Source organism: Caballeronia sordidicola (assembly GCF_001544455.2).
Taxonomy (GTDB): Bacteria; Pseudomonadota; Gammaproteobacteria; order Burkholderiales; family Burkholderiaceae; genus Caballeronia; species Caballeronia sordidicola.
Genome location: NZ_FCOC02000006.1, coordinates 56,378 through 81,267 on the forward strand (window position 1 = coordinate 56,378; position 24,890 = coordinate 81,267).

General features: G+C 60.5%; 21 protein-coding genes and 3 pseudogenes. 20 read left to right on the forward strand and 4 right to left on the reverse strand.

Features of this window, described 5'->3' with window-relative positions; translation table 11 throughout:
* The first annotated feature begins 10 nt into the window (after positions 1 to 10).
* From AWB64_RS12545 to AWB64_RS12640, 20 genes and pseudogenes are all read left to right on the forward strand, one after another.
* Positions 11 to 877 (forward strand): branched-chain amino acid ABC transporter permease, encoded by an 867-nt coding sequence (locus AWB64_RS12545; RefSeq protein WP_060819351.1) that lies wholly within the window; start codon positions 11 to 13, stop codon positions 875 to 877.
* On the forward strand, positions 874 to 1,932 hold the full coding sequence (locus AWB64_RS12550; protein ID WP_060819352.1) for a branched-chain amino acid ABC transporter permease: 1,059 nt from the start codon (positions 874 to 876) through the stop codon (positions 1,930 to 1,932). The genes AWB64_RS12545 and AWB64_RS12550 overlap by 4 nt, the downstream gene beginning before the upstream one ends.
* Complete coding sequence (locus tag AWB64_RS12555; RefSeq protein WP_060819354.1) at positions 1,932 to 2,657, forward strand: ATP-binding cassette domain-containing protein; 726 nt, start codon at positions 1,932 to 1,934, stop codon at positions 2,655 to 2,657. Before AWB64_RS12550 ends, AWB64_RS12555 begins: the two co-directional genes overlap by 1 nt.
* Entirely contained in the window at positions 2,654 to 3,382 is a 729-nt protein-coding gene (locus AWB64_RS12560; protein WP_060819356.1) for an ABC transporter ATP-binding protein, read from the forward strand. Before AWB64_RS12555 ends, AWB64_RS12560 begins: the two co-directional genes overlap by 4 nt.
* A gap of 25 nt (positions 3,383 to 3,407) precedes the next feature.
* Entirely contained in the window at positions 3,408 to 4,946 is a 1,539-nt protein-coding gene (locus AWB64_RS12565) for an amidase (RefSeq protein WP_060819358.1), read from the forward strand.
* Positions 4,947 to 4,992: 46 nt separating this feature from the next.
* Positions 4,993 to 5,742, forward strand: a complete 750-nt coding sequence (locus tag AWB64_RS12570) for a DeoR/GlpR family DNA-binding transcription regulator (RefSeq protein WP_060819360.1) — start codon at positions 4,993 to 4,995, stop codon at positions 5,740 to 5,742.
* Positions 5,717 to 7,006: a Zn-dependent hydrolase gene (locus AWB64_RS12575; RefSeq protein ID WP_060819362.1), complete on the forward strand. Its 1,290-nt coding sequence runs from the start codon at positions 5,717 to 5,719 to the stop codon at positions 7,004 to 7,006. The genes AWB64_RS12570 and AWB64_RS12575 overlap by 26 nt, the downstream gene beginning before the upstream one ends.
* A 4-nt stretch (positions 7,007 to 7,010) precedes the next feature.
* Positions 7,011 to 7,946 (forward strand): phosphotransferase family protein, encoded by a 936-nt coding sequence (locus tag AWB64_RS12580; RefSeq protein ID WP_060819364.1) that lies wholly within the window; start codon positions 7,011 to 7,013, stop codon positions 7,944 to 7,946.
* Between the two features lie 9 nt (positions 7,947 to 7,955).
* On the forward strand, positions 7,956 to 8,903 hold the full coding sequence (locus tag AWB64_RS12585; protein WP_244164048.1) for a choline/ethanolamine kinase family protein: 948 nt from the start codon (positions 7,956 to 7,958) through the stop codon (positions 8,901 to 8,903).
* A gap of 210 nt (positions 8,904 to 9,113) precedes the next feature.
* Entirely contained in the window at positions 9,114 to 10,346 is a 1,233-nt protein-coding gene (locus AWB64_RS12590) for an urea ABC transporter substrate-binding protein (protein WP_060819366.1), read from the forward strand.
* A gap of 72 nt (positions 10,347 to 10,418) precedes the next feature.
* Positions 10,419 to 11,288, forward strand: a complete 870-nt coding sequence (locus AWB64_RS12595) for an ABC transporter permease subunit (RefSeq protein WP_060819368.1) — start codon at positions 10,419 to 10,421, stop codon at positions 11,286 to 11,288.
* Positions 11,289 to 11,297: 9 nt separating this feature from the next.
* Positions 11,298 to 12,365, forward strand: coding sequence for an ABC transporter permease subunit (locus AWB64_RS12600; protein ID WP_060819370.1), 1,068 nt, complete (start codon positions 11,298 to 11,300; stop codon positions 12,363 to 12,365).
* The gene (locus AWB64_RS12605) at positions 12,362 to 13,075 is read left to right on the forward strand and encodes an ABC transporter ATP-binding protein (protein WP_060819372.1); all 714 of its coding nucleotides are present in this window, start codon (positions 12,362 to 12,364) and stop codon (positions 13,073 to 13,075) included. Before AWB64_RS12600 ends, AWB64_RS12605 begins: the two co-directional genes overlap by 4 nt.
* On the forward strand, positions 13,072 to 13,779 hold the full coding sequence (locus AWB64_RS12610) for an ABC transporter ATP-binding protein (protein ID WP_060819373.1): 708 nt from the start codon (positions 13,072 to 13,074) through the stop codon (positions 13,777 to 13,779). Before AWB64_RS12605 ends, AWB64_RS12610 begins: the two co-directional genes overlap by 4 nt.
* Before the next feature lie 12 nt (positions 13,780 to 13,791).
* Positions 13,792 to 14,778, forward strand: a complete 987-nt coding sequence (locus AWB64_RS12615) for an acetamidase/formamidase family protein (protein ID WP_060819375.1) — start codon at positions 13,792 to 13,794, stop codon at positions 14,776 to 14,778.
* Between the two features lie 43 nt (positions 14,779 to 14,821).
* Positions 14,822 to 15,976: a transporter substrate-binding domain-containing protein gene (locus AWB64_RS12620; protein ID WP_060819377.1), complete on the forward strand. Its 1,155-nt coding sequence runs from the start codon at positions 14,822 to 14,824 to the stop codon at positions 15,974 to 15,976.
* A gap of 1 nt (position 15,977) precedes the next feature.
* Complete coding sequence (locus AWB64_RS12625) at positions 15,978 to 16,643, forward strand: ANTAR domain-containing response regulator (RefSeq protein WP_060819379.1); 666 nt, start codon at positions 15,978 to 15,980, stop codon at positions 16,641 to 16,643.
* A gap of 11 nt (positions 16,644 to 16,654) precedes the next feature.
* Positions 16,655 to 17,417, forward strand: a pseudogene (locus AWB64_RS12630) (SDR family NAD(P)-dependent oxidoreductase).
* Positions 17,418 to 18,009: 592 nt separating this feature from the next.
* Positions 18,010 to 18,808: pseudogene (locus AWB64_RS12635) on the forward strand (IS701 family transposase).
* 204 nt (positions 18,809 to 19,012) lie between these two features.
* Positions 19,013 to 19,417: pseudogene (locus tag AWB64_RS12640) on the forward strand (DDE-type integrase/transposase/recombinase); the annotation flags it as partial.
* Between the two features lie 95 nt (positions 19,418 to 19,512).
* Here the strand turns inward: AWB64_RS12640 and cuyB are convergent.
* From cuyB to AWB64_RS12660, 4 genes are all read right to left on the reverse strand, one after another.
* Entirely contained in the window at positions 19,513 to 20,970 is a 1,458-nt protein-coding gene (gene cuyB / locus AWB64_RS12645) for a cysteate racemase (RefSeq protein ID WP_060819383.1), read from the reverse strand.
* Between the two features lie 17 nt (positions 20,971 to 20,987).
* Positions 20,988 to 22,523 (reverse strand): M81 family metallopeptidase, encoded by a 1,536-nt coding sequence (locus AWB64_RS12650; protein ID WP_060819667.1) that lies wholly within the window; start codon positions 22,521 to 22,523, stop codon positions 20,988 to 20,990.
* 52 nt (positions 22,524 to 22,575) lie between these two features.
* Entirely contained in the window at positions 22,576 to 23,742 is a 1,167-nt protein-coding gene (locus tag AWB64_RS12655; protein ID WP_244164049.1) for an MFS transporter, read from the reverse strand.
* A 185-nt stretch (positions 23,743 to 23,927) separates the two neighbouring features.
* Positions 23,928 to 24,875: an N-carbamoyl-D-amino-acid hydrolase gene (locus AWB64_RS12660; RefSeq protein ID WP_060819387.1), complete on the reverse strand. Its 948-nt coding sequence runs from the start codon at positions 24,873 to 24,875 to the stop codon at positions 23,928 to 23,930.
* Positions 24,876 to 24,890 lie beyond the last annotated feature (15 nt).

Genomic DNA, 24,890 nt, shown 5'->3' on the forward strand with positions numbered 1-24,890 from the left:
GGCGCAATCCATGGATCTAACCGGGCTACTTGCCTTCAACGTGCTGACCGGCGTCGCCACGCTCGTGCTCATCACAATCGGCCTCGGCGTCATCTACGGCATGATGCGCATCATCAATCTCGCGCACGGCGAGTTCATGATGCTCGGCGCTTACACGGCCGTGACCGCCAGCACAGCGGGCGTCAACATCTGGGTGTCGATGCTGATTCTTCCGCCCATCGTGGTCGGTCTCGTCGGCCTGATCCTGGAGCGCACCATCATCCGCTTTCTCTACGGCCGCATGATGGACACGATGCTCGCCACATGGGGCATCAGCCTGGGTCTCATCGGCCTGATCACGTCCATCTTCGGCAACGTCGTGAAGTCGGTGCAGATGCCGGTCGGCAGCTTTTCGATCGGGCAGTACTACGCGAGCGCGTATAGCCTGGTCATCATCGGCATTGCGCTGGTCGTGCTCGCCGCCTTGCTGGTGCTCTTGCGCCGCACGCGCTTCGGCCTGATCCTGCGCGCGACCATGCAGAATCCGGCGATGTCCGCGTCTCTTGGCGTCAGGCCGTCGGCGGTCTACATGGCGACGTTCTCACTCGGCGCGGCGCTCGCCGGTCTTGCGGGCGGCGTGCTGTCGCCGATCTCGGGCGTATCGCCAGGCATGGGCGGCGCGTACATCGCAAAGGCGTTCATTACCGTGTTGGGCGGCGGGCCTGCGATCATCGCGGGGACGGGGCTTGCGGCGGGGCTTTTCGGCTTCATCAACGAAATCGTCTCGTTTCTGTCTACGCCGGTTATCGGCGATATCGCGCTGCTTGCTTCGGCGGTCTTGCTGATCCGCATCCTGCCGCAGGGCATCACCGGACGTTTCCTCAGGCGCAGCTCATGAAATCGCTTCGTTCAGGATCCTTTTTGGGCGGCACGGCTGCGGTCATCGCGATTTGCCTCGTCGTCATGTTCGCGCTGCCGCGAACCATCAGCGCGTTCGGCGTGATGCAGGCGACGCTGTTCGCGGGCATGGCCATCTACGGATTGAGCCAGGGTTTCGTGTGGGGTTATGCGGGCATTCTGTCGTTCGGGCAGGCCGCGTTTCTTGGCATTGGCGCCTACACGTATGCCATTGCCGCGATCAATTTCGGCGATACCACGCTGGCCGCGGCGTTATCGATTGTCGCGCCCATGTTGTTCGCGGCGTTGCTCGGCTACTTCATGTTCTATGGCCGTATCTCCGATGCATACATTGGCGTGATCACGCTGACTGTGTCGGTGATCCTGTTCGAACTGATGAACTCGACCTCGGGCAGTCAGTACCACATTGGCGAGGCGGTGCTTGGCGGGTTCAACGGCATTCCTGCAATCCCCGTGTTTGCACCGCCCGGAAAACCGGACGAGCAGTTCGACCAGATCGGTGTCTGGTACGTCGCAATGGGCGCGTTGATCGTGGTGTATGGGTTGTTGAAGTGGATCCTTGCATCGCGTTTCGGACGGGTCGTGGTCGCTATCCGCGAGAACGAAACGCGCGCCATGCTGATTGGTTACGACCCGCGCATGTACAAGCTGATGTCGTTCGTGGTCGGCGCGGGTATTGCCGGCGCGGCTGGCTGCATCTTCGCGAACTGGGGCGGTTTCATCAGCCCGACTGTGTTCGCGCTCACCATGTCGGCGCAGGTCATCATCTCGGTGTTGATCGGTGGCCTGGGTACGTTGATTGGACCGATACTCGGCGCTGTCGCAATCCAGTGTCTGATCAACGTGGCAGGAACGCAGCATGTCATCGATCCAAGCCTGGGCCTCGGCATTGTGCTCGTCGCGTTCGTGCTGCTGGTGCCGCAAGGCGTCGTGCCTGTCGCGCGTTCGTTGTTGATGCGATTGAGTTCGCCGTCGAAAGGTGGCGCGGGCTCACCGTCCGCTTCGTCCGCCACCGCCAAGCCGGAGTCGCACTGATGAACGCTCTTCCTCCGCTTCTTCAGGCCCAGAACGTCACCATGCGCTTTGGCGGCGTGACTGCCGTACGCGCGGTTGATTTCACCTTGCGCGAAGTCGAGTTGCGCTGCCTGATCGGTCCGAACGGCGCGGGCAAAAGCACCTTCTTCAAGATGCTGACCGGTCAGTTGAAGCCGACTGAAGGCAGTATCCATTTTCGCAGCCACGATGTTACGGGCAGCAACCCGCATCAGATCGCGCGATTGGGCGTGGGTATCAAGACGCAAGTGCCGAATGTGTTCAACGGACTCAGCGTGCGCGAGAACGTGTTCATTGGCGCGGGGCGGCGCAAGTCGCTGGCGCATGCGCGCCGTATCGTGGATGAAACCCTGACGCGGCTCAAGCTCGATGGCATTGCCGACCGGATCGTCGGCCAGCTCGCACACGGTCAGCGCCAATGGGTGGAAATAGCAACGGTGCTTGCTCAGGAACCCGAACTGATACTGCTCGATGAACCCGCCGCCGGCATGAACCACGAAGAAGTGCATCGCACGGCGGAGCTGATCCAGGAGATCAACAAGACGCAGGCGCTGGTCGTGGTGGAACACGACATGCAGTTCATTCGCATGATCGCACGTACGGTGACTGTTTTCTCGCAGGGCGCGGTGCTGGTGGAAGGATCGGTGGATACGGTCTTGTCCGACCAGCGCGTGAAAGATGTGTATCTCGGGAGGCGTGCGGCATGAGCAGCGATATAGCAGGCACGGTGCTTTTCGAGGCAACGCAGTTGTGCTCCGGTTATGGGCGCATCCCGATTCTCAATCAGGTCAATTTCTCGGTGAAGGCCGGCGAGCGCGTGGGGATTCTGGGCCACAACGGCATGGGCAAAACCACGCTGCTGCGCACGTTGACAGGGCATTTACCGACCACTTCCGGAACCGTGCGCTTCAACGGCGTGGACATTACGCATTACAGCGCGACAGCGCGCGCCAAAGCGGGAATTGGCTACGTACCCCAAGGGCGCGAGATATTTCCCACGCTGAGCGTAATGGAAAACCTGCGCGTAGGATGTCTGCTGTCCAAGCGCGGCGAAGCGGAGACAATCGCGGAAATTCTCGAACTGTTTCCACGCCTGAAGGCCTATCTGGACCGTCCGGGCGGCGCGCTCTCCGGCGGTGAGCAACAACTGCTGGCGCTCGCGCGGTGCCTCTGCGGCGGCCCAAAAATCGTATTGCTCGATGAACCCACGGAAGGGATCCAGCCGTCGATCATCGATGAAATCATCGACACATTGAAGAGTGTTGCCGAGCAGCGCAGCCTCACGATCTTGCTGGTCGAGCAGAACCTCAACTTCATTGCCTCGCTGTCGCAACGCATCCTGATCTTGCAGAAGGGTACGGTGACGCGCGAGATCCCGCCCGAGATCGTCACCGACCCGGCCATGCTCGACGAGTTCGCCGGCATTGCCTGAGCTTCCTTGAAACTGGAATTCTTCCATGACCAACACGACCATCGATGTCACCGAACTCACCGTCGAACAAGTTCAGTCTGGATTCGCCAGCGGCGCGCTGACGTCCGAGTCGCTGACTGCGGCGTTCCTTGAACGTATTGCACAGTTCAATCCGCGCTATAACGCGATCATCTTCCTGAACCCCGAAGCGCTCGATGACGCCCGCGCCATCGATGCTCGCCGCGCGGCTGGCGAAGCGCTCGGACCGCTTGCGGGCGTGCCGGTCGTCGTGAAGGACACCATGGACATGGCGGGCTTCCCCACCACGGCTGGCTGGACGCTGCTGTACAGCCCGACTGGCGGCGTGGACCTGATGCCTGCCACGGATTCGCCGGTCGTCGCCCGCATGCGCGCCGCCGGTTGCGTGATTCTCGGCAAGACGAACGTGCCGGTGCTCAGCGCAACGGGTTCGCATGCGAATGACAGCTGGGCAGGCCCGACGCTCAACGCAGTCGATACATCGTTCATGCCTGGCGGCAGCAGCGCAGGCACGGCGACGGCAGTCGGCACGAGCATGGCCGTCCTCGGTCTCGCAGAGGAGACCGGTGGCTCGATCCAGAATCCGGCATCGGCGCAGGCGCTGGTCGGCATCAAGCCAACCTTCGCACTCGTTCCCAATGCGGGCGTGATGCCGCTTGCAGGCAGCACGCGTGACGTTGTCGGCCCCATCGCGCGATGTGTACGCGACGCCGCGTTGACGCTCGACGCGCTTGCGGGTTTCTCCGAAGAAGACCTGAAGACCGTAGCGGGCGTCGGCATGAAGCCGCCTGGTGGTTACGCGGCGGGCTTGCGTGACGACGCGCTCAAGGGCAAGCGGCTCGGGCTTTACGGTCCGGGCTGGCGCGACCGGGCTTTATCGGCGGAAACCATCGCGCTTTATGAACGCGCGCAAAAAGAGCTCGAAGCGCGTGGCGCGATTCTGATCGCAGACCCCTTCGCGGGCAGCGGTTTCGCGGCGCTCGGCAAGCCCGCGCCGGGATCGGATCACTTCGATGCGCGCGGCATGGAAAGCCTCCCGTACGACATGCAGAAGTATTTGGAGCGTCTTGGTCCGGGCAACACGATCAAGACATGGACGGATTTCGTCGATGCAACCCGCGCCGAAGATCCATTTGGTCCGGCTGGCGTGCTGACGTACATGTCGTCGCTCCCCGACATGGAAGCGAATTTGCGCGACGCGGCTGCGCCGCCGGTGATCGGCACGTTCTATGCGCTGCGTGAAACATATCTTTCGATCTTCGAAGAAGTCATGACGAAGCACGCGCTCGACGGCCTCGTGTTCCCGCAACTGCGCGATGCTTTGCCACCTCGCGAAGGCACGGAAACGCTGCACGAAACGACTGTTTGCGAAATCAACATCGCTGGTTTGCCGGGCGTTACGCTGCCGGCCGGATATTACGAATCGGGCTCTCCGTTCAACCTGATTTTTGTCGGCCGCCGATGGAGCGAGCCTGCGCTCCTCGCGATGGCATACGATTACGAAACCGCCGGACGTCATCGGCGAACGCCCGTCCTGGAGACCTGAAGACAAGGACGGCTGCCATCGTAAAAGAGCAGGAACACAACACGTTATGTCCGAGCACAGATATCAGGAGATCTTGACCCGGCTTCGCGACAACGGGCGCGTTTCGGTAACGCCCCTCGCGCAGCTCTTGAGCGTTTCTGAGGAAACCATCCGCCGCGACCTGAAGGAACTGGAGCAGAGCGGCATGTTGCGGCGCATCTACGGCGGGGCGGTGCCGCCACGTCTTGACGTCGAACGTCCCGTGACCGAGCGCGGCAAGGTCAACGTGCGCGGCAAGGCGCGTGTCGCGGAGCTCGCCCTGTCCCTGGTGGAAGACGGCATGTCGGTGTTCATCGACTCGGGAACGACCACGGTTGCGTTCGCGCGCCGGCTGGTCGGGCGCAACGTGACGGTGACCACGAACTCTATCGATATTGCCTTGCTGCTGGGCACGAGCGTGACCCGTGTGAACCTGACGCCGGGCATGCTGCGCGGCAAGGACAACGCATTGGTAGGCTACGAGACGCTCTCTTATGCACGACGTTTTTTCTACGATGCCGCGTTCATGGGGATCGCCGCCTGCGACCTGAATCACGGCTGGATGGATTACGAAGAACACGAATCAAACCTGCGCGGCGTGCTGAAGTTGCAGACGCGCTTGTCGGTGATCCTGGCAGACATCGACAAATTCGGTCGCGAGGCGTACCTCAACACTTTTCCGATCACGGAAAAAGTGACGGTGGTCTGCGACCGTGCGCCACCCGCGCCATTCAAGGAAATATTTGCTGAGCATGACATCGAAATCATCCATCCCTGATGCATCCGAAACCGGCAAGCTCGCAAGCTTGCTTGCGCGGTTCGCGCGCTTCGGCGGTCTTGCAACCGGTGGCGTGACGCGCCTGTGCGCAAGCGCGGCAGACGGCGAAGCACGCGATGCGTACGCGGCGCTGTTGCGCGAAGCGGGCGCCGAAGTTTCGACCGATGGCGTCGGCAATCAGTTCGGCATCTTCCGTCTTGCAGATCGAGGCGATGCACCGCTCGTGATGATGGGATCGCACCTTGATAGCCAACCGCGCGGCGGCCGCTTTGACGGTGTGCTCGGCGTGCTTGCGGCACTCGAAGCAGGACGCCGGCTGATGCTTGCAAAACGCGCAGGGGTATCGTTCGACAGCGACTTTTGCGCGGTGAACTGGACCAACGAAGAAGGCGCGCGGTTTCGTCCGAGCCTCCTCGGCAGCGGGACGTTCGTTGGCAAGATAAGCATGGACGATGCGCTCGCGAGCCGTGATGACGACGGCGTGACGCTCTCCAACGCTCTCGATGCGATTGGGTATCGTGGCACGGATACGCCGCCTCGCGCGCCATCCTGCTACGTCGAACTGCACGTGGAGCAGGGCGCGTTGCTTGAAGCAGACGATGTGCCTATCGGCATCGTCACACGCAATTGGGGTGCGGCGAAAATCGACGTGTCTTTCAAGGGTGAACAGGCGCATACCGGGCCCGCGAAAATGGGTTCGCGCCGCGATGCCTTGTTTGCTGCGGCGCAGTTGATCTGCGACGTGCGGGCAATTGCAGACAAGTGGCCGGACCGGATTCATACGTCGGTTGGAAGGCTCGTTGTGCAGCCCAACTCGCCCAATGTCGTGCCGTCGCAAACGGACTTGTCCATTGAACTGCGCGCGCTCGACAACAGCATTCTTCACGAAGCTGAAATCATCGCGATGCAGGCAATCGACAGCGCCGCGAAGCGTGCCAACGTCACGGCTCAGATCGGCAATCGAACTAGCCGGCCGATTCGCGTGCTGCCGCCGGCCGTGGGCGAACTCGTGAGACTGTGCGCATTGGAAGCGGGCGTGCGCAGCCGGGAAATCGATACCGTGTCTGGTCACGATGCGCTCAGCTTGCTCGATACCTGTCCAACCGGGCTGGTGTTCGTTCCGAGCGTAGGCGGGATAGCGCATAACGAAAACGAAGACACGCACTCGGACGATCTCGATACGGGCATGACCGTATTGCTGCGCGTGGCGAACCGCCTGTGTCAGTCGGGCGGTGATCCGGTCGCAGCGGCGAGGGGAGCGTGAAGTCATGGCACTTTCGCCCGATGTGAATGCTGCGATCCGTTCAGTCGATGCCTGGGCAACTGCACAGATCGACTGCGAAGCCGCGCTGACGCCGGTCATGTCGCCGATGCATCGAGGTGTATCGAGCGAGTGCTTTCGCCTGGGTATCGATGGCGCGCCGCCGTCGTTCTTCGTCAAGATTGCGCACCACGATCTGGCCGAGGCGGTGGACGTTGGCGCGTCGTATCGCGCGGCGGCGGCCGTGGCCATAATCGGTCTTACGGCGACCCCGCGTCATCTGAGTGAATCGTTCGGATTAACCGCGTTCGATCTGCTCGACGACACCTGGCGCACCGCACATCTCGACGATCTTGCCGTGCCCGTGACCCTCGAAAAGCTGCTCGCGGCTAAGCGCGCAATCCATGCGCTCCCTCCGTTCGAACGTGATTCGAACGTGTTCGATCGCATCGGGCGACTCGCCGCATCCATGACACTGACGGCCGACATCGCGGCACTGGTCGCGACCGCGTCGCGCATGAGCGCTGCAATCAACGCGTCGGGTATCGATACACGCCCATGTCATGCGGACGGCGTGACATCGAACGTGATGCTGCATGGCGATGACCCGAATGGCGCGCTGTTACTCGTCGATTTCGATGAAGCCGCCAACACCGACCCCGCATTCGATATCGCCGTGACGCTGAACGAAGTGCTGCCCGAGCTTTCGACGTGGCCGGCAGCGCTGGAAATGGCGAACGGCAACGTGTCAGACGCCGCGCTTGCGCGAACCCGTTGCTACGCTTTCGCCGACGACCTGCGCTGGGGCTTATGGGGATTGAAGATGAACGCAACGTCGCCGCGCCGGCAGATCGAGTTCCTGAAATACGCGCAATGGCGTTTGCTGCGCTGCTCGATGGCGGCATCGCGCATGGATATCGATCACTTGCTCACGCTGATCTGAAAAGGGGCAATGACGATGCAGGCAAAAATGCTGGGTACGGCCTCAAGCGACGCCGAACGCGAAATCGAAACCGTATTGCGCAGCGTCCAGCCCTGGCGCGGCCGCGCGATGCAATACGCACCCGTTCCCGGCGGGATCAGCAACAGCAACTGGCGGGTCTGGCTGGACGGCGAATCGAGCAGCTACTTCGTCAAGGTGCCGGGCCGCGGAACGGAGCAGTTCATCGACCGGAAAGTGGCGTTCGCGGCAAGCAAGCAAGCGGAGACTATCGGCATTGGCCCGCGCCTGTACGACTATGCCGCGGAACTGGGCGTGGAGATCAACGACTTCGTGGAAGGGCGCGCGACCTGCTCGAACCGCGATTTTCTCGATGCGCCGGTTCGCGCTTCCATTGTGTCGGTATATCGCGCGTTGCACGCATCGCCCTTGTTGCCGCTGACCAAGACCATCTTCAATCTGATCGATGAACATGTGGAACAGGTGCGTCAGGCTGGTGGCAAACTTCCCGACGATTTCTCGCGCCTGCACGCCGAATACCTTCGCGCACGCGCAGCGCTTGAAGCGTCAGGGCTGGATATCGTCGCGTGTTTCAATGATCCCATGCCCGGAAATTTTCTCCGCGATGAAGCCGGGACCGTTCTGTTGATCGACTACGAGTACGCATCGAACAATGACCGTTGCTACGATCTCGGTGCGTTGAGCGGCGAGATGTTTTTCACGCGCGAGGTGGAAGAGGAAATGGTCGAGTCCTATTTTGGTAGCGTGAGCGAAGCGAATATGGCGCGTGTGACCGTGCACAAGGCGCTTGCTGATTTGAAATGGGCGACCTGGTCCATGCTTCAGAACGAAATATCGACGCTCGACTTCGATTACTTCAAATATGGTGCGTGGAAATTTATGCGCGCGCGTTCCGTGATCGATTCGCCCGAATGGAATACGCTCTTGCGCAACGTTTGAACGCTTTAGCTTTGGAGTGAATTTGCGGCTCCAGAAGCAAAGAGCATTGACACCGCGTTTTTTGGCGTCCTAAGATTACTGCAAGATTCCTCATGTCGCCAACGATGCCGGCACGAGGACATGGCACCGAAGCCCTTCAACGAACCCTGGTTCGTCGGAGGGCTTTTTTTCGTCTTTTTTTTTGATCGAATGAACCCAAGGAGATAACGCATGCTGGCTGACAAGTCATCCTGGTTGCGCATGGCCGCTGTGGTCGCGCTTGCCTGTTCTTCCGCAGTCGCAATTGCAGCGGACCCCATCAAGCTTGGGTTGCTCGAAGACGCATCGGGAAATTTCGCGTTGGCCACCATTCCGAAAATCCACGCGACCGAATTGGCCGTGGACGAGATCAACGCGAAAGGCGGCATCATGGGACGGCCGATCAAGCTGATTGCCTACGACACGCAATCGGACAACACCAAGTTCCAGGAATTGTCGCGTCGCCTGATTCAGACCGACAAGGCCGACGTGATCTTCGGCGGCTTTTCGAGCGCCTCACGTGAGGCGATCCGGCCGATCATGGACCGTGCGCATCAGCTGTACTGGTACAACAACCAGTACGAAGGCGGCGTATGTGACTCGAATGTATTCGTGACTGGAGCCGTTCCCGAACAGCAATTCTCGACGTTGATTCCATGGATGATGCAGAAGTACGGCAAGAAGGTTTATACGATCGCGGCTGACTATAACTTCGGCCAGATATCGGCGGAATGGGTCCGCAACATCGTTAAGGAAAACGGCGGGACCATGGTCGGCGAAGAGTTCATTCCGCTCAGCGTCTCGCAGTTCGGACAAACGATTCAGAACATCCAGAAGGCCAAGCCGGACTTCGTGATGACCTTGCTGGTCGGCGCAAATCAGGCGTCCTATTACGAGCAGCAGGCATCCGCTCACTTGAATCTGCCGATGGGAAGTTCCGTGAACGTCGGTCAGGCGTATGAGCACAAACGCTTCAAGGCGCCTGCGCTGAAGGACATGTTCGTGACAGCGAACTATGTGGAAGAAGTCGATTCGCCGGCAAGCAACGACTTCAAGAAACGCTTCCATGCAAAGTATCCGAACGAGCCCTACATCAACCAGGAAGCCGCGAACGCCTACGACGCGGTGTACTTGTACAAAGAAGCTGTGGAGAAGGCGAAGTCGACCAATCAGGAGGCGGTCGAGAAGGCGCTGGATGGCGGCGGCATTTGCACGGATGGACCTTCAGGGAAGGTATGCATCGACCCGAAGAGCCATCACCTGAGCCACACAATTTACCTCGTGCACGTAAAGGAAGATCACTCGGTCGAGATTCCGAAGGTATGGAACGACGTTCAACCGTATTGGCTCGGACAAGTTGGATGCAATCTTCCGGTGAAGCCGGATCATCGTCAGTACACGCCGTCGAGCCTGCCCAAGTCCTGATGTGATGGCGTGATCGCCCACCGCTTCTGACGGCGATCGCGCTAATCCACGAGCTTCAACGAGATCCCCGCGATGACAGCACTCTCCGCACTGTATTCGGTCATCTATCAGTTTGGCGATAACTTCGCCTACCTCGTGCTTGCCGCGCTCGGGCTGGCCGTCATTTTCGGCATGATGGGCATCATCAACCTCGCGCATGGCGAGTTCATCATGTGCGGCGCTTACGTGACCATCATCTGCGCGAAGCGTGGCGTGCCTTTGCCCGTTGCCATGTTGCTTGGCGCGCTGGCGGCGGCCATCGCGGGGGTTGCTATCGAGCGGCTGGTGATACGTCACCTCTATAACCGGCTCTACGATTCGGTCGTGGCGACCTGGGCAATCAGCCTGATCGTGCAACAGACCATGCTGCTGGTTGCGGGCCCGTCGATGGAAGGGATCAGCACGCCTTTTGGTTCGTTCAGTCTCGGGGAGTATTCGTTCTCCACATATCGTGCGGTGCTGCCCGTCATCGCGCTTGTTGTTCTCGGCTTGCTATATCTGCTGTTTTTCAAAAGCAACTACGGCGTGTGTGCGCGAGCAACGATCCAAAACGCGAACATGGCTCAATCGCTGGGGCTGCGAACCGACAGGCTTTATACGCTGACATTTGCTCTCGGCGCCGGACTTGCAGGGCTAACCGGCGCTTTGTATGCACCAACAATGACCGCGGTTCCGACGATGGGCACGAACTTCATCGTGCAGGCGTTTGTATCGGTAGTCGTGGGTGGCGCTAATGTGATTGCCGGAACAACGCCGGCCGCCGCTGCGCTCGCGGTCATTCAAACCGCGTTGACTGCATCGTACGGGCAACTGTTCGGACAAATCGGCTTGCTGCTGACAGTGATCGTCGTGATCCGCCTGATGCCGCAGGGCCTCGGCAATCTGTTCAGCCGCGCACGCTAGGAATTGCCGATGAATCAATCAACTTCCAATCCGCCTGTGCGACGATTCATTCCAATAGCAATCCGGCTCGCGCCGTGGCTGCTGGCGTTGTGTTTGCCGCTGGTCGTCGACAGCACCGCGAGCGGCAACTTTGCCTATTGCCTCGTCTGGTCGTTTTCCGCAATAGGGCTTGCCGCGATGTGGGGCCAGGGCGGTATTCTGTCCTTCGGGCAAACCGCGTTTTTCGGTCTGTCCGGCTATACGTACGGAATCGTCACGATCAATCTGGGCGATGGCTGGGTATCGTCGTGGAGCGGACTGCTGATCGGGCTCGCGGTGAGCGTGGTCGTCGCGGCGCTCCTTGGGTACATGATCTTCTACGGCAAGATCAAGGGCGTGTTTATCGGGATCGTGACGCTTTCAGTGACGCTCGTGCTGGAAACGTTCATGGCGCAAACGGCGGGACCGCAATGGGCCATTGGCGAAGCTCGGCTCAATGGTTACAACGGCATGTCCGGCATGCCGCCGTTATCGATTCCCTGGATTGGCGGCGAAGTGACGCTGGAAAATACCCGCTTCTACTATCTGGTCGTCGTGCTGCTGGCACTTGTCTATGGGATCACCCGGCGACTGCTTGATTCGCCATTCGGGTTGACGCTTGTCGCCATCCGTGAAAATCCGCAGCGCGCCGAAATGCTGGGCGTGGATATCCGCCGGCATCAACTTCTGATCTTCGTGTTCGGCTGTGCACTCGGCGGCCTCTCGGGTGCGCTTTATACAATCTGGGGTTCGTACATCACGCCGTCTGCAATGGGGCTGACGTCGGCCGCCATGCCGATCATCTGGGTCGCAACCGCGGGACGCCGGAGCATAGGCGGCGCGATCATTGGCACGGCGCTGCTGGTGTGGCTCTCGCAATGGCTGGCTATTTATGGAAGCCAGTACGCGCTGATCCTGATGGGCGCCATCCTGCTGTTCGTGGTGCTGGTGGCGCCTGACGGTTTGCTGCCTTTGATAGCAAAGCTTGTGCGGCGCGGCGCCGTGCGCAAGACACCTTCACCGCGCTCGTTCAAAGCACGCACGAGGAGCGAACCGTGAGCACGACCTTACTTGAGACCCACGCGCTCGCGAAGCATTTCGGCGGGGCGCACGTGATCAACGGCATCGACTTTGCAATCGGTGAAGGCGAGATCCGATGCGTGATCGGACCGAACGGTGCAGGGAAAAGTACCTTCTTCAAGCTCATAACAGGTGAGCATCGTCCGAGCGCCGGGTCTGTTTCGTTTCTCGGCCGCGATCTGAATCATGTGCTGCCGCATGAACGAATCCGCATGGGGATGAGCATCAAGTTCCAGATTCCAGGCATTTTTCCGGAACTCACTGTGCGCCAGCATTTGCAGCTCGGTTTGCATCGGGCGAAAGATGATCGCGTCGAGTCGCTCGAGCAACTGCTTCATCAATTCTTGCTGGATGAGGAAGAACATGTACTCGCAGGCAACCTCTCTCACGGCAAAAAGCAGTGGCTCGAGATTGCGATGGCCGTGTCGCTCAAGCCAAAACTTCTTTTCCTCGATGAACCCGTTGCCGGCATGTCGGCCGAAGAAACGCACGCAACCGGCGAGCTGATCATGGGCTTGCGCGAGCGCGGACTCACCATCATGGTGGTCGAGCATGACATGACGTTCGTGCGGCAAGTGGCAACGCGCGTGACGGTGTTGCACGCAGGCCGCCTTTTTGCCGATGGCCCGCTCGAAGAAATCCTCGCGCGCGACGACGTCGCCGAAATTTATCTGGGCAAGAAGAAATGACGACTCTGCTCGAAATTTCCGGCGTTGAATGTGGTTACGCGGGCGGCAAGGTCTTGAACGGTGTATCGATGACAGTCGAGCGCGGCGAGATCGTCGCTTTGATCGGACGAAACGGCGTTGGCAAGACCACGCTGATGCGCGCGTTGATTGGACTCGTTCCATTGATGGGCGGCAGCATCGCGTTGAACGGCGAAGAAATTGGCGATACGCGTCCGTATTCGCGGGCGCGACATGGCGTGGGATATGTACCGCAGGGCCGTGAGGTGTTCCCGGCGTTGACAGTGCGCGAAAACCTGCAAGTGGGTGCCCAGTCGAATCGCGCCCGCCTGCCAGAAATGCTCGACAAGGTGGTGGGCTATTTCCCCGTGCTCGGCGCACGCTTTCAACAAAAGGCGGGTACGTTAAGCGGCGGAGAACAGCAGCAACTTGCGATCGCGCGTGCGTTGATCGGCTCGCCAAAGATCCTGTTGCTCGATGAACCATCCGAAGGAATTCAGCCGTCCATCGTGGATCTGATTGGCGAGACCTTGATTCGGATTGCCGATGAAACAGGAATCGGTGTGCTGCTTGTCGAACAAAACATGGGTATGGTTGAAAGCGTCGCCGCGCGCTGCTGCGTGATGGACAAGGGGAGGATTGTCAGCACCCTGAACCGCGCGCAACTTGCCGACGAAGAATTGATTCGCCAGTATCTGGCACTTTAGAAAGGACCCGGCATGCAATGGCTTAACGACTCGATCATGATGCAACGCGGCGTAGGCGCGAATCGGGAAGGGACGACCCATCAACTGACTGAAGCGTTGCAGGACACGTTTCACTACACCATCGGACCGTATTCCACGCCGGTCATGCACGTTCAACCGGGCGACACGGTCGTGGTCGAAACCCGCGACGCATTCGAAGGAAAAATCACGTCCGAGACGGACAAGCCGTCGCAGATCCTGAAGATGCCGTTCCTGAATCCGCAGAATGGCCCGATCATGATCGAGGGTGCGGAGAAGGGTGACGTAATTGCGGTGTACATCGAAAAGATGGCGCCGCGCGGCGACGATCCGCACGGCTTTTGTTGCATGATCCCCAACTTCGGCGCGTTGACAGGGACGGACTATACGGCCTTGCTCAACGAACCGCTTCCCGAGATTGTCCGCAAGATCAAGATCGATGAGGACAACGTCTACTGGAGCCGGCGCAATACGTTGCCGTACAAGCCGCATATCGGCACGCTGAGCCTGTCGCCGGAGATCGACTCCATCAATTCGCTGACGCCGGATTCGCATGGCGGCAATATGGACGTGCCTGACATGGGTCCGGGCAGCATCACCTACCTCCCGGTCCGTTCACCGGGCGCCCGTTTGTTCATCGGCGACGCACACGCGTGCCAGGGCGACGGCGAAGTCTGCGGAACGGCGGTTGAATATGCAAGCACGACCACCATTCGTGTGGACCTGATCAAGAACTGGGCCATTGCGTGGCCGCGTCTTGAGAACGAGGACGCGTTGATGAGCATTGGCAGCGCGAGGCCGCTGGAGGATGCAACGCGGATTGCGTATCGCGAGCTTGTGCTGTGGATGGCGGCGGAATACGGATTCGACAAATGGGACGCGTATATGATGCTCAGTCAATGCGGCAAGGTTCGCCTCGGCAATTTTGTCGATCCAAAATATACGGTCGGCGCCATGATCGCGAAGCATTATCTGAAGTGACGTGCCACGCTGTCCCATGAACGCATGACCTGAAAAGCGCTCCATGTCTCTATCCGAACCTGTCAAGATCGGGCTGCTGTGCTCCACGACCGGCGCGACTGCGCCGCTGGAAATGTCTCAATGGCGAGGTTCGATCCTGGCTGTGGAGGAGATCAACCAGCGCGGCGGCGTAGCCGGTCGGGAGCTGTCGGTCGTGCATTACGATCCGGGCTCGGATTCCACGCGCTTTCGGGCGCTCGCGGAAAAACTCATTCTCGACGACGGCGTGAACGTGATCTTCGGCGGATACACGTCGTCGAGCCGCAAGGCGATGTTGCCTGTCGTGGAGAAACATAATCGTCTGCTGGTTTATTCGCAGCAATACGAAGGCTTCGAGTTTTCGGAAAACATCATTTATAGCGGCGCGTCGCCAAACCAGAACGGCTTGCAGCTCGCGGACTTCATGACGTCGACCTACGGCGCGCGCTGCTACATGGTGGGCTCGCGCTATGTGTACCCGTATGAGTGCAACCGGACAATGCAGGAGCTGTTGCTGCAGCATCCCGACGGCGCGATCCTGGGCGAACGGTATCTGGATCTCAATGCGCCGTTCGAGCAATTCGCCGATGTCGTCGCGGACATTCAGAAGAAACGCCCCGACTTCATTTTCTGCACGGTGATAGGCCGCACGGTTCCATATCTGTATCAGGCGTTCGCACATGCGGGTCTCGATCCGGCGCGCATGCCGATCGGAAGTCTTAATACTTCGGAAACCGAAATATCCATGATGGAGCGCGGCGTTGCAACCGGGCATATCACTGCTGCGCCGTATTTCCAGAGCATCGGTACACCAGAGAACAGAACCGCGCTCGCAGGCCATGTGGAACGGTTTGGACGTCAACATCCAACCGATATGAACTGGGAGGCCGCGTACTACCAGATGCACATGTATGCGAACGCCTTCAACAAGGCAGGCTCGGACGATATCGGCACGATCATGCCGCATTTGCTGGGGGCTGAATTCGCGGCCCCGCAAGGACGCGTGCATATCGACCGCGTCAATCATCACATGGCGCTGTACCCGCGGATCGGGCGAGCGGGAAGCGACGGGCAGTTTTCCATCCTGCGCGAATCGGCCAATGCGGTCCCGCCGGATCCATACATGGCGTCACAGAGTCTGGGCGACTGGGTGACGAAGCTCAGCACGCGGGAGCACTGACGTGACGCCACAACGCGAGAGTCGACAGCGCAGCCTGACCGGTTCGGTACTGAACCGGGGACTGTCCGTTGTCGTCTTTCATCCCGACGACAACGACGGTGCAACGCTCACCAATCACCTGAAACGCATGGGCTTTCAGGTCGCCGCGTTCTGGCCGCCGCTCGAAGTGCTGCCCGACAAGGTCGACCTGGTTTTCCGCGCGTTGATTCCGGAAGAACAGGCGCCTCGCGATGCATGGCTCGGCCCTGACGGGCCGCCGTTGATATCGATCATCTCCTACGAGAATCCCACGTTTATCGACCAGGCATTGAAGATGGGATCTAACGCGATCATCACAACGCCGATCCGCGCTTCCGGCTTGTTGGCAACCGTTGTGTTTGCAATGCAGAACGCCCGGCAGAACCGGCAGATGACGGAACGCATCGCGAGCCTCGAGCAGAAGGTGAGTGGAGCACGGCATCTCAACGAGGCCAAATCCATCCTCATGGCAATGCATCAGATATCGGAAGCCGAAGCCTATGAAATCTTGCGCGGCCAGGCAATGGCGAAGCGCGTCAGCGTCGACGACATGTGTCATTCAATCATCCAGGCAGGCGAACTCCTCAAGGTAAAGCGCGCGCTGCCCAAGCCTTGTCCCGACGATACACATTCCCAGCCCGACCTTTAAAGGACTCTTACATGGACTTGCAACTGAAGGGATTGAAGGCGATTGTCACGGGCGGAACAAAGGGCATTGGCCTCGCGATTGCGCAAACGCTGGCGAGGGAAGGCGCGTCCGTAGCGATCTGCTCGCGCGACGCGCACGCTGCCGGGCAGACGGCCGAATCTTTGAGCGCGATGAGCGGGACCGAGGCGTTGGGCGCGGGCGTCGACGTGGCCGATGGCGCCACGCTGAAACAATGGGTGGAAGACGTCGCGAAGCAATGGGGCGGCCTCGATATCGTCGTTGCGAACGTAAGTGCGCTTTCCATTTCGAACGACATAGAGTCGTGGCGCAAGCAGTTCGAAACAGACATGCTCGGAACCGTCAATCTTGTCGATGCCGCCATGCCATATCTGGAAGCAAGCAAGGCCGGATCGATTGTTGCGATCTCCAGCGTGTCGGGACGCGAAGTGGACTTCGCTGCGGGGCCATACGGCACGTTCAAGGCTGCGCTGGTTCATTACGTGCAAGGGCTTGCTTATCAGCTTGCGCCAAAGGGGATCCGCGCGAACACGGTATCTCCCGGCAACGTGTACTTCAAGGGCGGCGTATGGGATTGGATCGAGATCAATAACCCGACGCTTTACGCGGAAGCGCTCGCATTGAATCCGACCAAGCGCATGGCTACGCCTCAGGATCGCAAATGCGGTTGCGTTCATTGCGAGCCCCATTGCGAGTTTTGTCAGCGGCACGAATCTCGTGGTCGACGGCGCGCTGACTCGCGGCGTACAGCTATGAGCCGGGACTCGTTTCGTACTGTTCGCAATAAGCAAGGGCTTCGTTAAATTACATGTGGCGCGACGAACAACAACCCCGACTTCGTTGCCATCTACTTACCGCATTGATACGTCCCCCGTTTCCCCCGTTTCCCCCGTTTCCCCCGATCCCGTTCCATGCCTGGTTTTATATACCGGGGATTCGTTTTGAAGAAATCCTGACCGCGGGTCGTTAAGCGGGCACGTTCGTCGAATCCATCGGCGGAGATTTGCGTAAAGGATGCTTAAATGAATCGGTTTGACCGGCTGTCTGTATTGAACAAGCTGCTGCGGTCGTTCGCGTGTTTGATCATGTTTGGCGCATGTCTGGGCGCCACGGGAATCGGGGCGCTTGCCAAGATGCACGGCATCGCAGCCGAGATCGGCGCGCAACATCTCGATGGCATCTTCTACCTCGGCGAAGCCACGCGCAACAAGTTGAACACCGACCTTGCCGCTGCCAACCTAAGGAAACTGATAAGAAAACGTTGCCTTGATGCGAGGGTTGCGCGATGCGCTTTCAATTGGAGCGGCGCCGACGGGCTTGGCTACGGACAAATCCAGGCTGTAATATCGTGCATCAGAGATGCGAAATCCCGCGCCTTAAGCCGCAGATCGCTATCACGCAGCGGCGGGAGGCAAGGCAAAGCGGTGCGCCAAACACAGTGGTGCTGGCTGACGCGGGGTATGGAAACGATGCGGCGTTTCGCGCCAGCGTCGGCGAACTCGGCCTGCATTACGCCGTGGGCATCCAGTCGAGCACACGCGTGTGGCCACCGGGACTTGCCCCGCTGCCGGCTGTACCCTCAACCGGCAAGCTTGGCCGACCTCGAAGCCTGCAACGCCGGGTACCGGGATATGATCCAGTCGCTGTCAAGGACCTAGCACTAGCGCTCGATCCGTCTTGCTATCACACGGTTTCGTGGCGCGAAGGCAATCGTGCCGCCCTAAGTTCTCGTTTTGCGGCGTTGCGCGTGTGGACCTCTCACCGCGATAATTGGCGCGCTACGCCGCGCGATGAAGAATGGCTGCTCATCGAGTGGTCCCTTGGCGGAATCGAACCAACCAAATACTGGCTTTCAACTTTGCCGGAAGAGACGGTTGTGCAACACCTCGTTCACGTTGCCAAAATGCGATGGCGCATCAAGCGTGACTGTCAGGACCTCAAGCAGGAATTTGGGCTCGGTCACTTGAGGGACGTGGGTGGCGTGGTTTTGATCATCACGCATCTCTATGCGTTGCCGCCTTTGGATTTCTCGTCGCACAGCGCCTGAGTCAAGGCAGTAAAAAAACTCCAACGTCCGCAGCGTGCCTGCCTTACCCGCGGACTACATCCCACGCGGCTCTTCAGCGCATGCAGCGACACGTATCTGATTCGATTGCAACGCGGCGCTGGCCAGTTGCAGCCCACATCTCCAGGCGATTACGAAGGTGCCCGTGCTGTTGTGTTTTCCACGCATATTTATGACATAGTAATACTAAGGAGATTGACGCTCGGTTTTCCGAGAGACTCCGGGTGAAATTTCCTGGATTTACTCACCACTACACCAAGGTCAGGGGCGAATAGAAGTTCCTGTTCGGGCCGTAGACAAGGAAGGCAACACGGTCGATTTGCTTCTGCGAGCCAGGCGGAACAGGGCTGCTGCCCAGCGGCATTTCGAAAAATCGATCCAGCAAAACGGCGCCCCCGAGACGGTGACGACCGACAAAACCGAAGCCAATCTGGCCGCGCTGCACGCGGTGAACGTCGAGCGCGACACAGCCATTAAGATCTGTCAGATCAAGTGTTAAACAACGTGGTTGAACAGGGCCATCGGGCGATCAAACGCATCATCCGACCGATGCTCGGGTTCGAGGACTTCCGCTGCGCGCGTGTCATTCTCAGCAGCATCTAGATCAATGGATGATCGCCAAGGGGAAGATGATACACACTGGCAAATCAAGCTATCTACAGCCAGACAGTTCTACTCGTTGGTGATGTAACCTATCCTCGTCATATCGCCTTTGTATGACTCAACCGCCTTACCGTGACAGAACCGTCGCGCGGCGGCGCTGAGTCTTCGGCCCAAAGTCTGAACTCAGCGACCTGGCGCGCGGCCAGCCAGCGCATACGCGACGCAGCACTGTGCCAGCACGTCGCTCGGGTCGACGAGTGTGATTGTGCGACCGTTCGCGGCCCGATAATGCGGATTGTCGACCAGCAGCGGCAACTCGGTACAGCCAAGAATCACCACATCGACGCCGCGTGCCGCGAGGTCGTCGATTGCCAGATGCAGGTCATCGACACATGTACCGCTTGTGTAGCCGGCCTTCACGCCGCGCTCTCCGTAGATCGCGCACATCACGCGTTCCTGCATCACCGGGTTCGGCAGTACCTGGCGTAGCTCGCACGCGTTGAGTGCGTCGCGATACACGCCGCTCGCGACCGTGCCCGACGTCGCAAGCACGCCGATGTCGCGCAGATCCGGGAACATCGCGCGGATGTACCGCACCGTCTCCGTCAGCATGTTGACGATTGGAATGTCGAGGCGGCGCTGGATCCGCGCGACGAACGCGTGCGCGGTATTACAGGGAATCGCGATCAGGTCCGCGTCGCCGGCCTCGAGTTTCTTGCAGGTTGCATACAGCGCGATCGTCGGGTCCAGCCCACCGCCGATCAGGTTACCGGTGCGGTCCGGAATCTGCGGGTTCTGCTCGACGATCACCTTCAGGTGCTCCTGGTCGCGCGCAGCCGGCGTATTGCGGACGATCTTGCTGAGGAAGTCCACCGTCGCCGCCGGGCCGACACCGCCGACGATGCCGATCTTCAGGCGCTCGGGTGGCGCGGGCTGCACCGCTGCGCCGGCCAGACAGACCGACACCGCGTACTCCACGTACGCGAGGTTGCAGTCGACGTACGGCGTCGCGTGCGGGCCGGTGCGCTTGAGCTGCGCCACGATGCCTGTCAGACCCGGCACGATCACGTCCGCGCGTTGCGCGGCGAGATCTTCGAGCGCCGCGTGCAGCAGCATGCCGGACCCATCGCGCACGAGCGCATCGGCATCGGCGCAGACCGCCGACGGATACAGTAGCGTGAACTCCGCCGCGTCGAAATATGGATCGAACAGCCTCGATTTGCGCACCGCGGCTGGCACGATCATGCCGATGCGTCGAGCGTGCGGATGCTCGCGACGCAGATGCTCGCGGAGCGCTGCGAGCAGGTCGACGATCAGCAGATCCGTGTTCGAACGTAGTTCGGCGGCGAACGTATGGCTCGTCATGCACGGCAGCAGCACGGTGTCGACGCATTGCCGGCGAAGCTGCTGTACCGCGTCGAACACATGCAACTTCAGCTCGGAGAGCGTGCCGATGTCCGGTTCGTCGTCGCCGAATCTTGGCTCGTCGACGATCACGTCGGCACTGTGCGCATGCAGCGCGGTCGGCAGCGTCTGCATCAGCTTCGCGATCACGTCGGCATTCGCGAGCGGATCGGCCCCGCCGATCACGCCGAACGAGCGGTCGAACACGATAGCGCTCGTGGGAGCGCGGGCGGTCACAGCAGGCCTCCCGATGTTCACAGGGCCTGCCGCGCGGCGGCGTCGAACTCGGGGTTGCCGTATGGATAGTACTGTTTCAGATCCACGAACTTGTAGTCCAGGCCATCGAGGCGCATCGTGCCAAGAAAACTCTGCGCCGGCTCGACCAGCACGATCGTCTTCGCGAAGCCGCTGTCATCGAAGCCACGCCGGAAATGTACACGCGATTTGATCGCGATGACGTCGTACGCGGTGAGGTCGAAGCCCATCGCAGTCAGCGCGGCCGGCGTCATGATCTGCATGAGGTAGCGCGAGATCACGAGCACGTTGCCGTCACCGAAGCCCACGCTGATCCAGCCGCTACGCCCGGTCGGGTCCGACACGTGCAGCACGGTGCCGCGGATCGTCGCCGGTTCGCCGGCCGACTCGTCCACGCGACCGCCGACTGGCATGTCGAACGCGTCCCCCGCGCGGATTTCGAGCGTGTGAACCTTGTCGAGCACGTTGGCATCGGTCACCGCCGCGACGAGCACGCGCGCCATGTCGTGATCGATGATCGACTTCAGCAACCACGTCGCCGCGCCGGAGCGGTCGCTGTGGTCTGCGAGTACGACCGGTGTCGCGCCGTTCGCGACCGCGTGCCGCGCGAGCGCGACGCCTTCGCCGATCTCGTGGATCCGCGTCGAGTTCAGGAGCGCGTCGCGCTTGCGCCACGCAGTCTCCGCCATGTCGGTCGCGATCTCCTCGGCGAGCGTTGGCCTGTCGTTGGTCATCACCTGAATCGTCATCCCGGCGTCCGGCGTGTCCGCCCACGGAAAGCCAAAGAATACGTTGACGAATGCGTCAGGCTCGCGCGCTTCCCAAGTCAGCGCGCGCTGCACAAGATCCATCCACGGCGATGTACTGGTCCACTGTACGACGGTCGGCGAGATGATCGGCACTTTCTTCGTGACGTGCGCAACCTTATAGTCGCCCCGCAGCGAGCGCACCATCGCGCGCGCTGCGCGTTCGCCCTGCAGGTAGCAATCGTAGTGCGGGTAATACTTCGTCGTAAACGCCAGGTTCGCGTAGTGCAGGAACATCCCGTCCTCGTTGCCGTGCGGGTCGAATGTGCCGATCAGCGCCGCGTCGGGGCCGACCGCTTCGCGCACTCGGCGTGCGAGCTCCGCCTCGGGGCGCTCGACGCCACGCACGCCCATCGCACCGTGCAACGCCATGTAGACGCCGTCAAACGGTCCTTGGCGGTGCAGCTCGGCGATCATGATGCCGACAAAATGCTCAAACGCTTCGTTCGTGACCCAGCCTGAGCCGATGTCGGTTTTTGGGAACAACGGCGACTCGATGCCAACCAGCTCCAAACCGGCGAACTCGCGCGCAAACTTGACGAAGCCACCCATGTAGCCGTGCGGATCACTCTGCAGCAGCGCCTCGTCGCGCGCGGGCGAGCCTGGGTAGACGAAGTCGTCGCGCGTCGTGTCGTTGGCGAGGAAGGTCACCGTCTCGTGCATGAAGTTCAAGACGGCGATCCGCAGCGGCTTAGTTTGCGCGGAGGCCGCGGGCGTTGGGTGATTCATGAGAGATTCCATTGACAGTCGATGTGAGGACGGCAGCAGGTTGATGGCGAGCTCAAGCGGCGCGGCGCACGGCATGCGTCGGCTTCCATAGCAGCGAGAACGCGATCGCACCGAAGCCGGCGGCGAGCAGGAACAGGAACGCGAACACGAACTGGCCGTGCGTCGCGTCGACAAGCGCGCCGATCCCGAGCGGGCCGACCGCCGCTGCCACTTGGCCACCAAAGTTGATGATGCCGGCCGCGCCGCCGACCGCCGTGTCCGGCAGATGTTTCAGCGGGATCGCGAACACGGTGCCGTACACGAATGCGTAGCCGATCATGCACAGCGTCCAGAACGTCAGCAGCACCGGCATCGACTCCGCCGTTGCCATCAGCATCAGGAACACGGTGATCATGCATGCGCCGAACACCATGAACAGGCGCTCACGGCCGTGGCCGACCTTGTCGAGCAGCCAGCCGACGAGGTTCAGGAACACGAACGAGATCAGGTATGGCACAGCGGACAGCACGCCTGCGTGCAGGATGTCGACGTGGCGCGTCTTGATGAGGAACGACGGCATCCACGAGATCAGCCCGACATAGACGATGTTGCAGAAGAAAAAGATGATCATCGTCGTGCGTAGTATGGGCGAGCGCAGCAACGCTCCGTAGCCGCCGGCTGCGCGTGCGCGTGCGGTGCCACGTACCGGCTTCTTGACGATCAGCCACAGCGCGATCGCAATCGCGACGCCGACCGTGCCGAACATTTCGTACGCGTTGCGCCAGCCGTATGTGTGAATCAGCGCGGCGATGCCGCCGGAGCCGATCGCGCTGCCGAGCAGCGAGGCGCCGATCACGAGCGACTTCGCACGGGCGCGCTCCTTCACGGGGAACGCCTCGGCGACCGTCACGGTACTCGCCGGCACGAAGCCGCCTTCACCGATGCCAAACAGCACTCGTATCAGAAGTAGTGACGCGATCCCGCCGGCCGCGCCGGTCAGCGCGGTGAACACCGACCAGCACGCGACCGAGAACACGAGGATGGTGCGCGAGCCCATCCGGTCCGACAGCCAGCCCGCGCCGAGCTGCATCAGCGCGTAGCTGATATAGAACGAACTCAGCGCGAGGCCGGCCATCGACGCGCTTAGCTGGAACTCGTGCGTGATCGGGATGATCGCGACGCTCATCGCGACCCGGTCTGCGTTCGCGAGGATCCACGAGAGCAGCAGGATCACGAGCACGGCGGTTTTACGCCATGGCGAATACAGCGACGTCACTGAGCCGGGTTCGACGACGAACGGCGCGGCGGGTGCTTCGATGAGGGTCTTCATAACGAGGTGACGAAAAGGGGAATGAGGAAAGCGCATTCGCACGCTGCGCCGGGTGGTGCAGTCGTGTAGTGCGCGTGCGCGCCGGTAGTGTGCGATTAGCTGTCGCGATGCGGCAGTGGTGCGCCGGAGCCGGTACGCTCGATGATCAACCCGTAGTGCTCGGGCTGGCGATGTTTCGCGAAGTTGAATACGTGCTGGCGGAACACGTCGCCGAGATCGAGATCGGCGTTCGCGAAGATGACTTCATCGGCCTCGCCGGACGACCGTGCGACGATCTCGCCCGACGGCGCGACGATTACCGAGCCGCCGATCATGTGGAAACCGTCTTCGGCGCCGCACTTCGCAGCAGCGCCGATCCACATCGCGTTTTGGTACGCGGCAGCCTGCAACGAGATCAGATGCGTGTGCATTCGCAGATGCGGCGGCTCGTTCCAGTAGATGTTCCGCGACGGCGTGTTGTAGCCGAGGATGCCGAGCTCCGCGCTCTGTAGCGACAGCATCCGCCACGTTTCCGGCCAGCGCCGGTCGTTGCAGATGCACATGCCCAGCTTTGTGCCGAAGCCATCGAACACCGGAAAGCCGAGATCGCCGACCTCGAAGAATTTCTTTTCGAGGTGTTGGAACAGGGCGTCCGGTTTGTGGTCCGAGTGGCCGGGCAGATGCACCTTGCGGTATTTGCCAACGATGTTCGCGTTTGCGTCGACCAGCACTGCAGTGTTAAAGCGGCGGCCGTCCGGGGTTATTTCTGCGTAGCCAAGGTAGAAGCCGACGCCGAGCTCGCGTGCGGCGTTGAACAGCGGCGCGACGTCGGCATTCGGCATCGCTCGTTCAAAAAAGCGCGCGATCACTTCGTCCTCGCTCATCCAGTAGCGCGGAAAGAACGTCGTCAGTGCGAGTTCAGGAAACACGACCAGCCGAGCACCGCGGCCCTTTGCTTCGTGCAGCATCGAGACGAGTCGTGCGACGACGCTGCGGCGGTCATCGGCGAGGTGAACCGGGCCCATCTGGGCGATGGCTAAGCCAAGTTTGCGGGACTTCGACATGCTGAACCTTTGGTT

Coding starts and splice junctions, on each gene's coding strand:
- AWB64_RS12585 (WP_244164048.1), top strand. CDS start 7,956: ATGACGATGCAGGCAAAAATGCTGGGTACGGCCTCAAGCGACGCCGAA.
- AWB64_RS12565 (WP_060819358.1), top strand. CDS start 3,408: ATGACCAACACGACCATCGATGTCACCGAACTCACCGTCGAACAAGTT.
- AWB64_RS12650 (WP_060819667.1), bottom strand. CDS start 22,523: ATGAATCACCCAACGCCCGCGGCCTCCGCGCAAACTAAGCCGCTGCGG.
- AWB64_RS12545 (WP_060819351.1), top strand. CDS start 11: ATGGATCTAACCGGGCTACTTGCCTTCAACGTGCTGACCGGCGTCGCC.
- AWB64_RS12550 (WP_060819352.1), top strand. CDS start 874: ATGAAATCGCTTCGTTCAGGATCCTTTTTGGGCGGCACGGCTGCGGTC.
- AWB64_RS12595 (WP_060819368.1), top strand. CDS start 10,419: ATGACAGCACTCTCCGCACTGTATTCGGTCATCTATCAGTTTGGCGAT.
- AWB64_RS12560 (WP_060819356.1), top strand. CDS start 2,654: ATGAGCAGCGATATAGCAGGCACGGTGCTTTTCGAGGCAACGCAGTTG.
- AWB64_RS12615 (WP_060819375.1), top strand. CDS start 13,792: ATGCAATGGCTTAACGACTCGATCATGATGCAACGCGGCGTAGGCGCG.
- AWB64_RS12600 (WP_060819370.1), top strand. CDS start 11,298: ATGAATCAATCAACTTCCAATCCGCCTGTGCGACGATTCATTCCAATA.
- AWB64_RS12570 (WP_060819360.1), top strand. CDS start 4,993: ATGTCCGAGCACAGATATCAGGAGATCTTGACCCGGCTTCGCGACAAC.
- AWB64_RS12620 (WP_060819377.1), top strand. CDS start 14,822: ATGTCTCTATCCGAACCTGTCAAGATCGGGCTGCTGTGCTCCACGACC.
- AWB64_RS12610 (WP_060819373.1), top strand. CDS start 13,072: ATGACGACTCTGCTCGAAATTTCCGGCGTTGAATGTGGTTACGCGGGC.
- AWB64_RS12590 (WP_060819366.1), top strand. CDS start 9,114: ATGCTGGCTGACAAGTCATCCTGGTTGCGCATGGCCGCTGTGGTCGCG.
- AWB64_RS12555 (WP_060819354.1), top strand. CDS start 1,932: ATGAACGCTCTTCCTCCGCTTCTTCAGGCCCAGAACGTCACCATGCGC.
- AWB64_RS12575 (WP_060819362.1), top strand. CDS start 5,717: ATGACATCGAAATCATCCATCCCTGATGCATCCGAAACCGGCAAGCTC.
- AWB64_RS12580 (WP_060819364.1), top strand. CDS start 7,011: ATGGCACTTTCGCCCGATGTGAATGCTGCGATCCGTTCAGTCGATGCC.
- AWB64_RS12660 (WP_060819387.1), bottom strand. CDS start 24,875: ATGTCGAAGTCCCGCAAACTTGGCTTAGCCATCGCCCAGATGGGCCCG.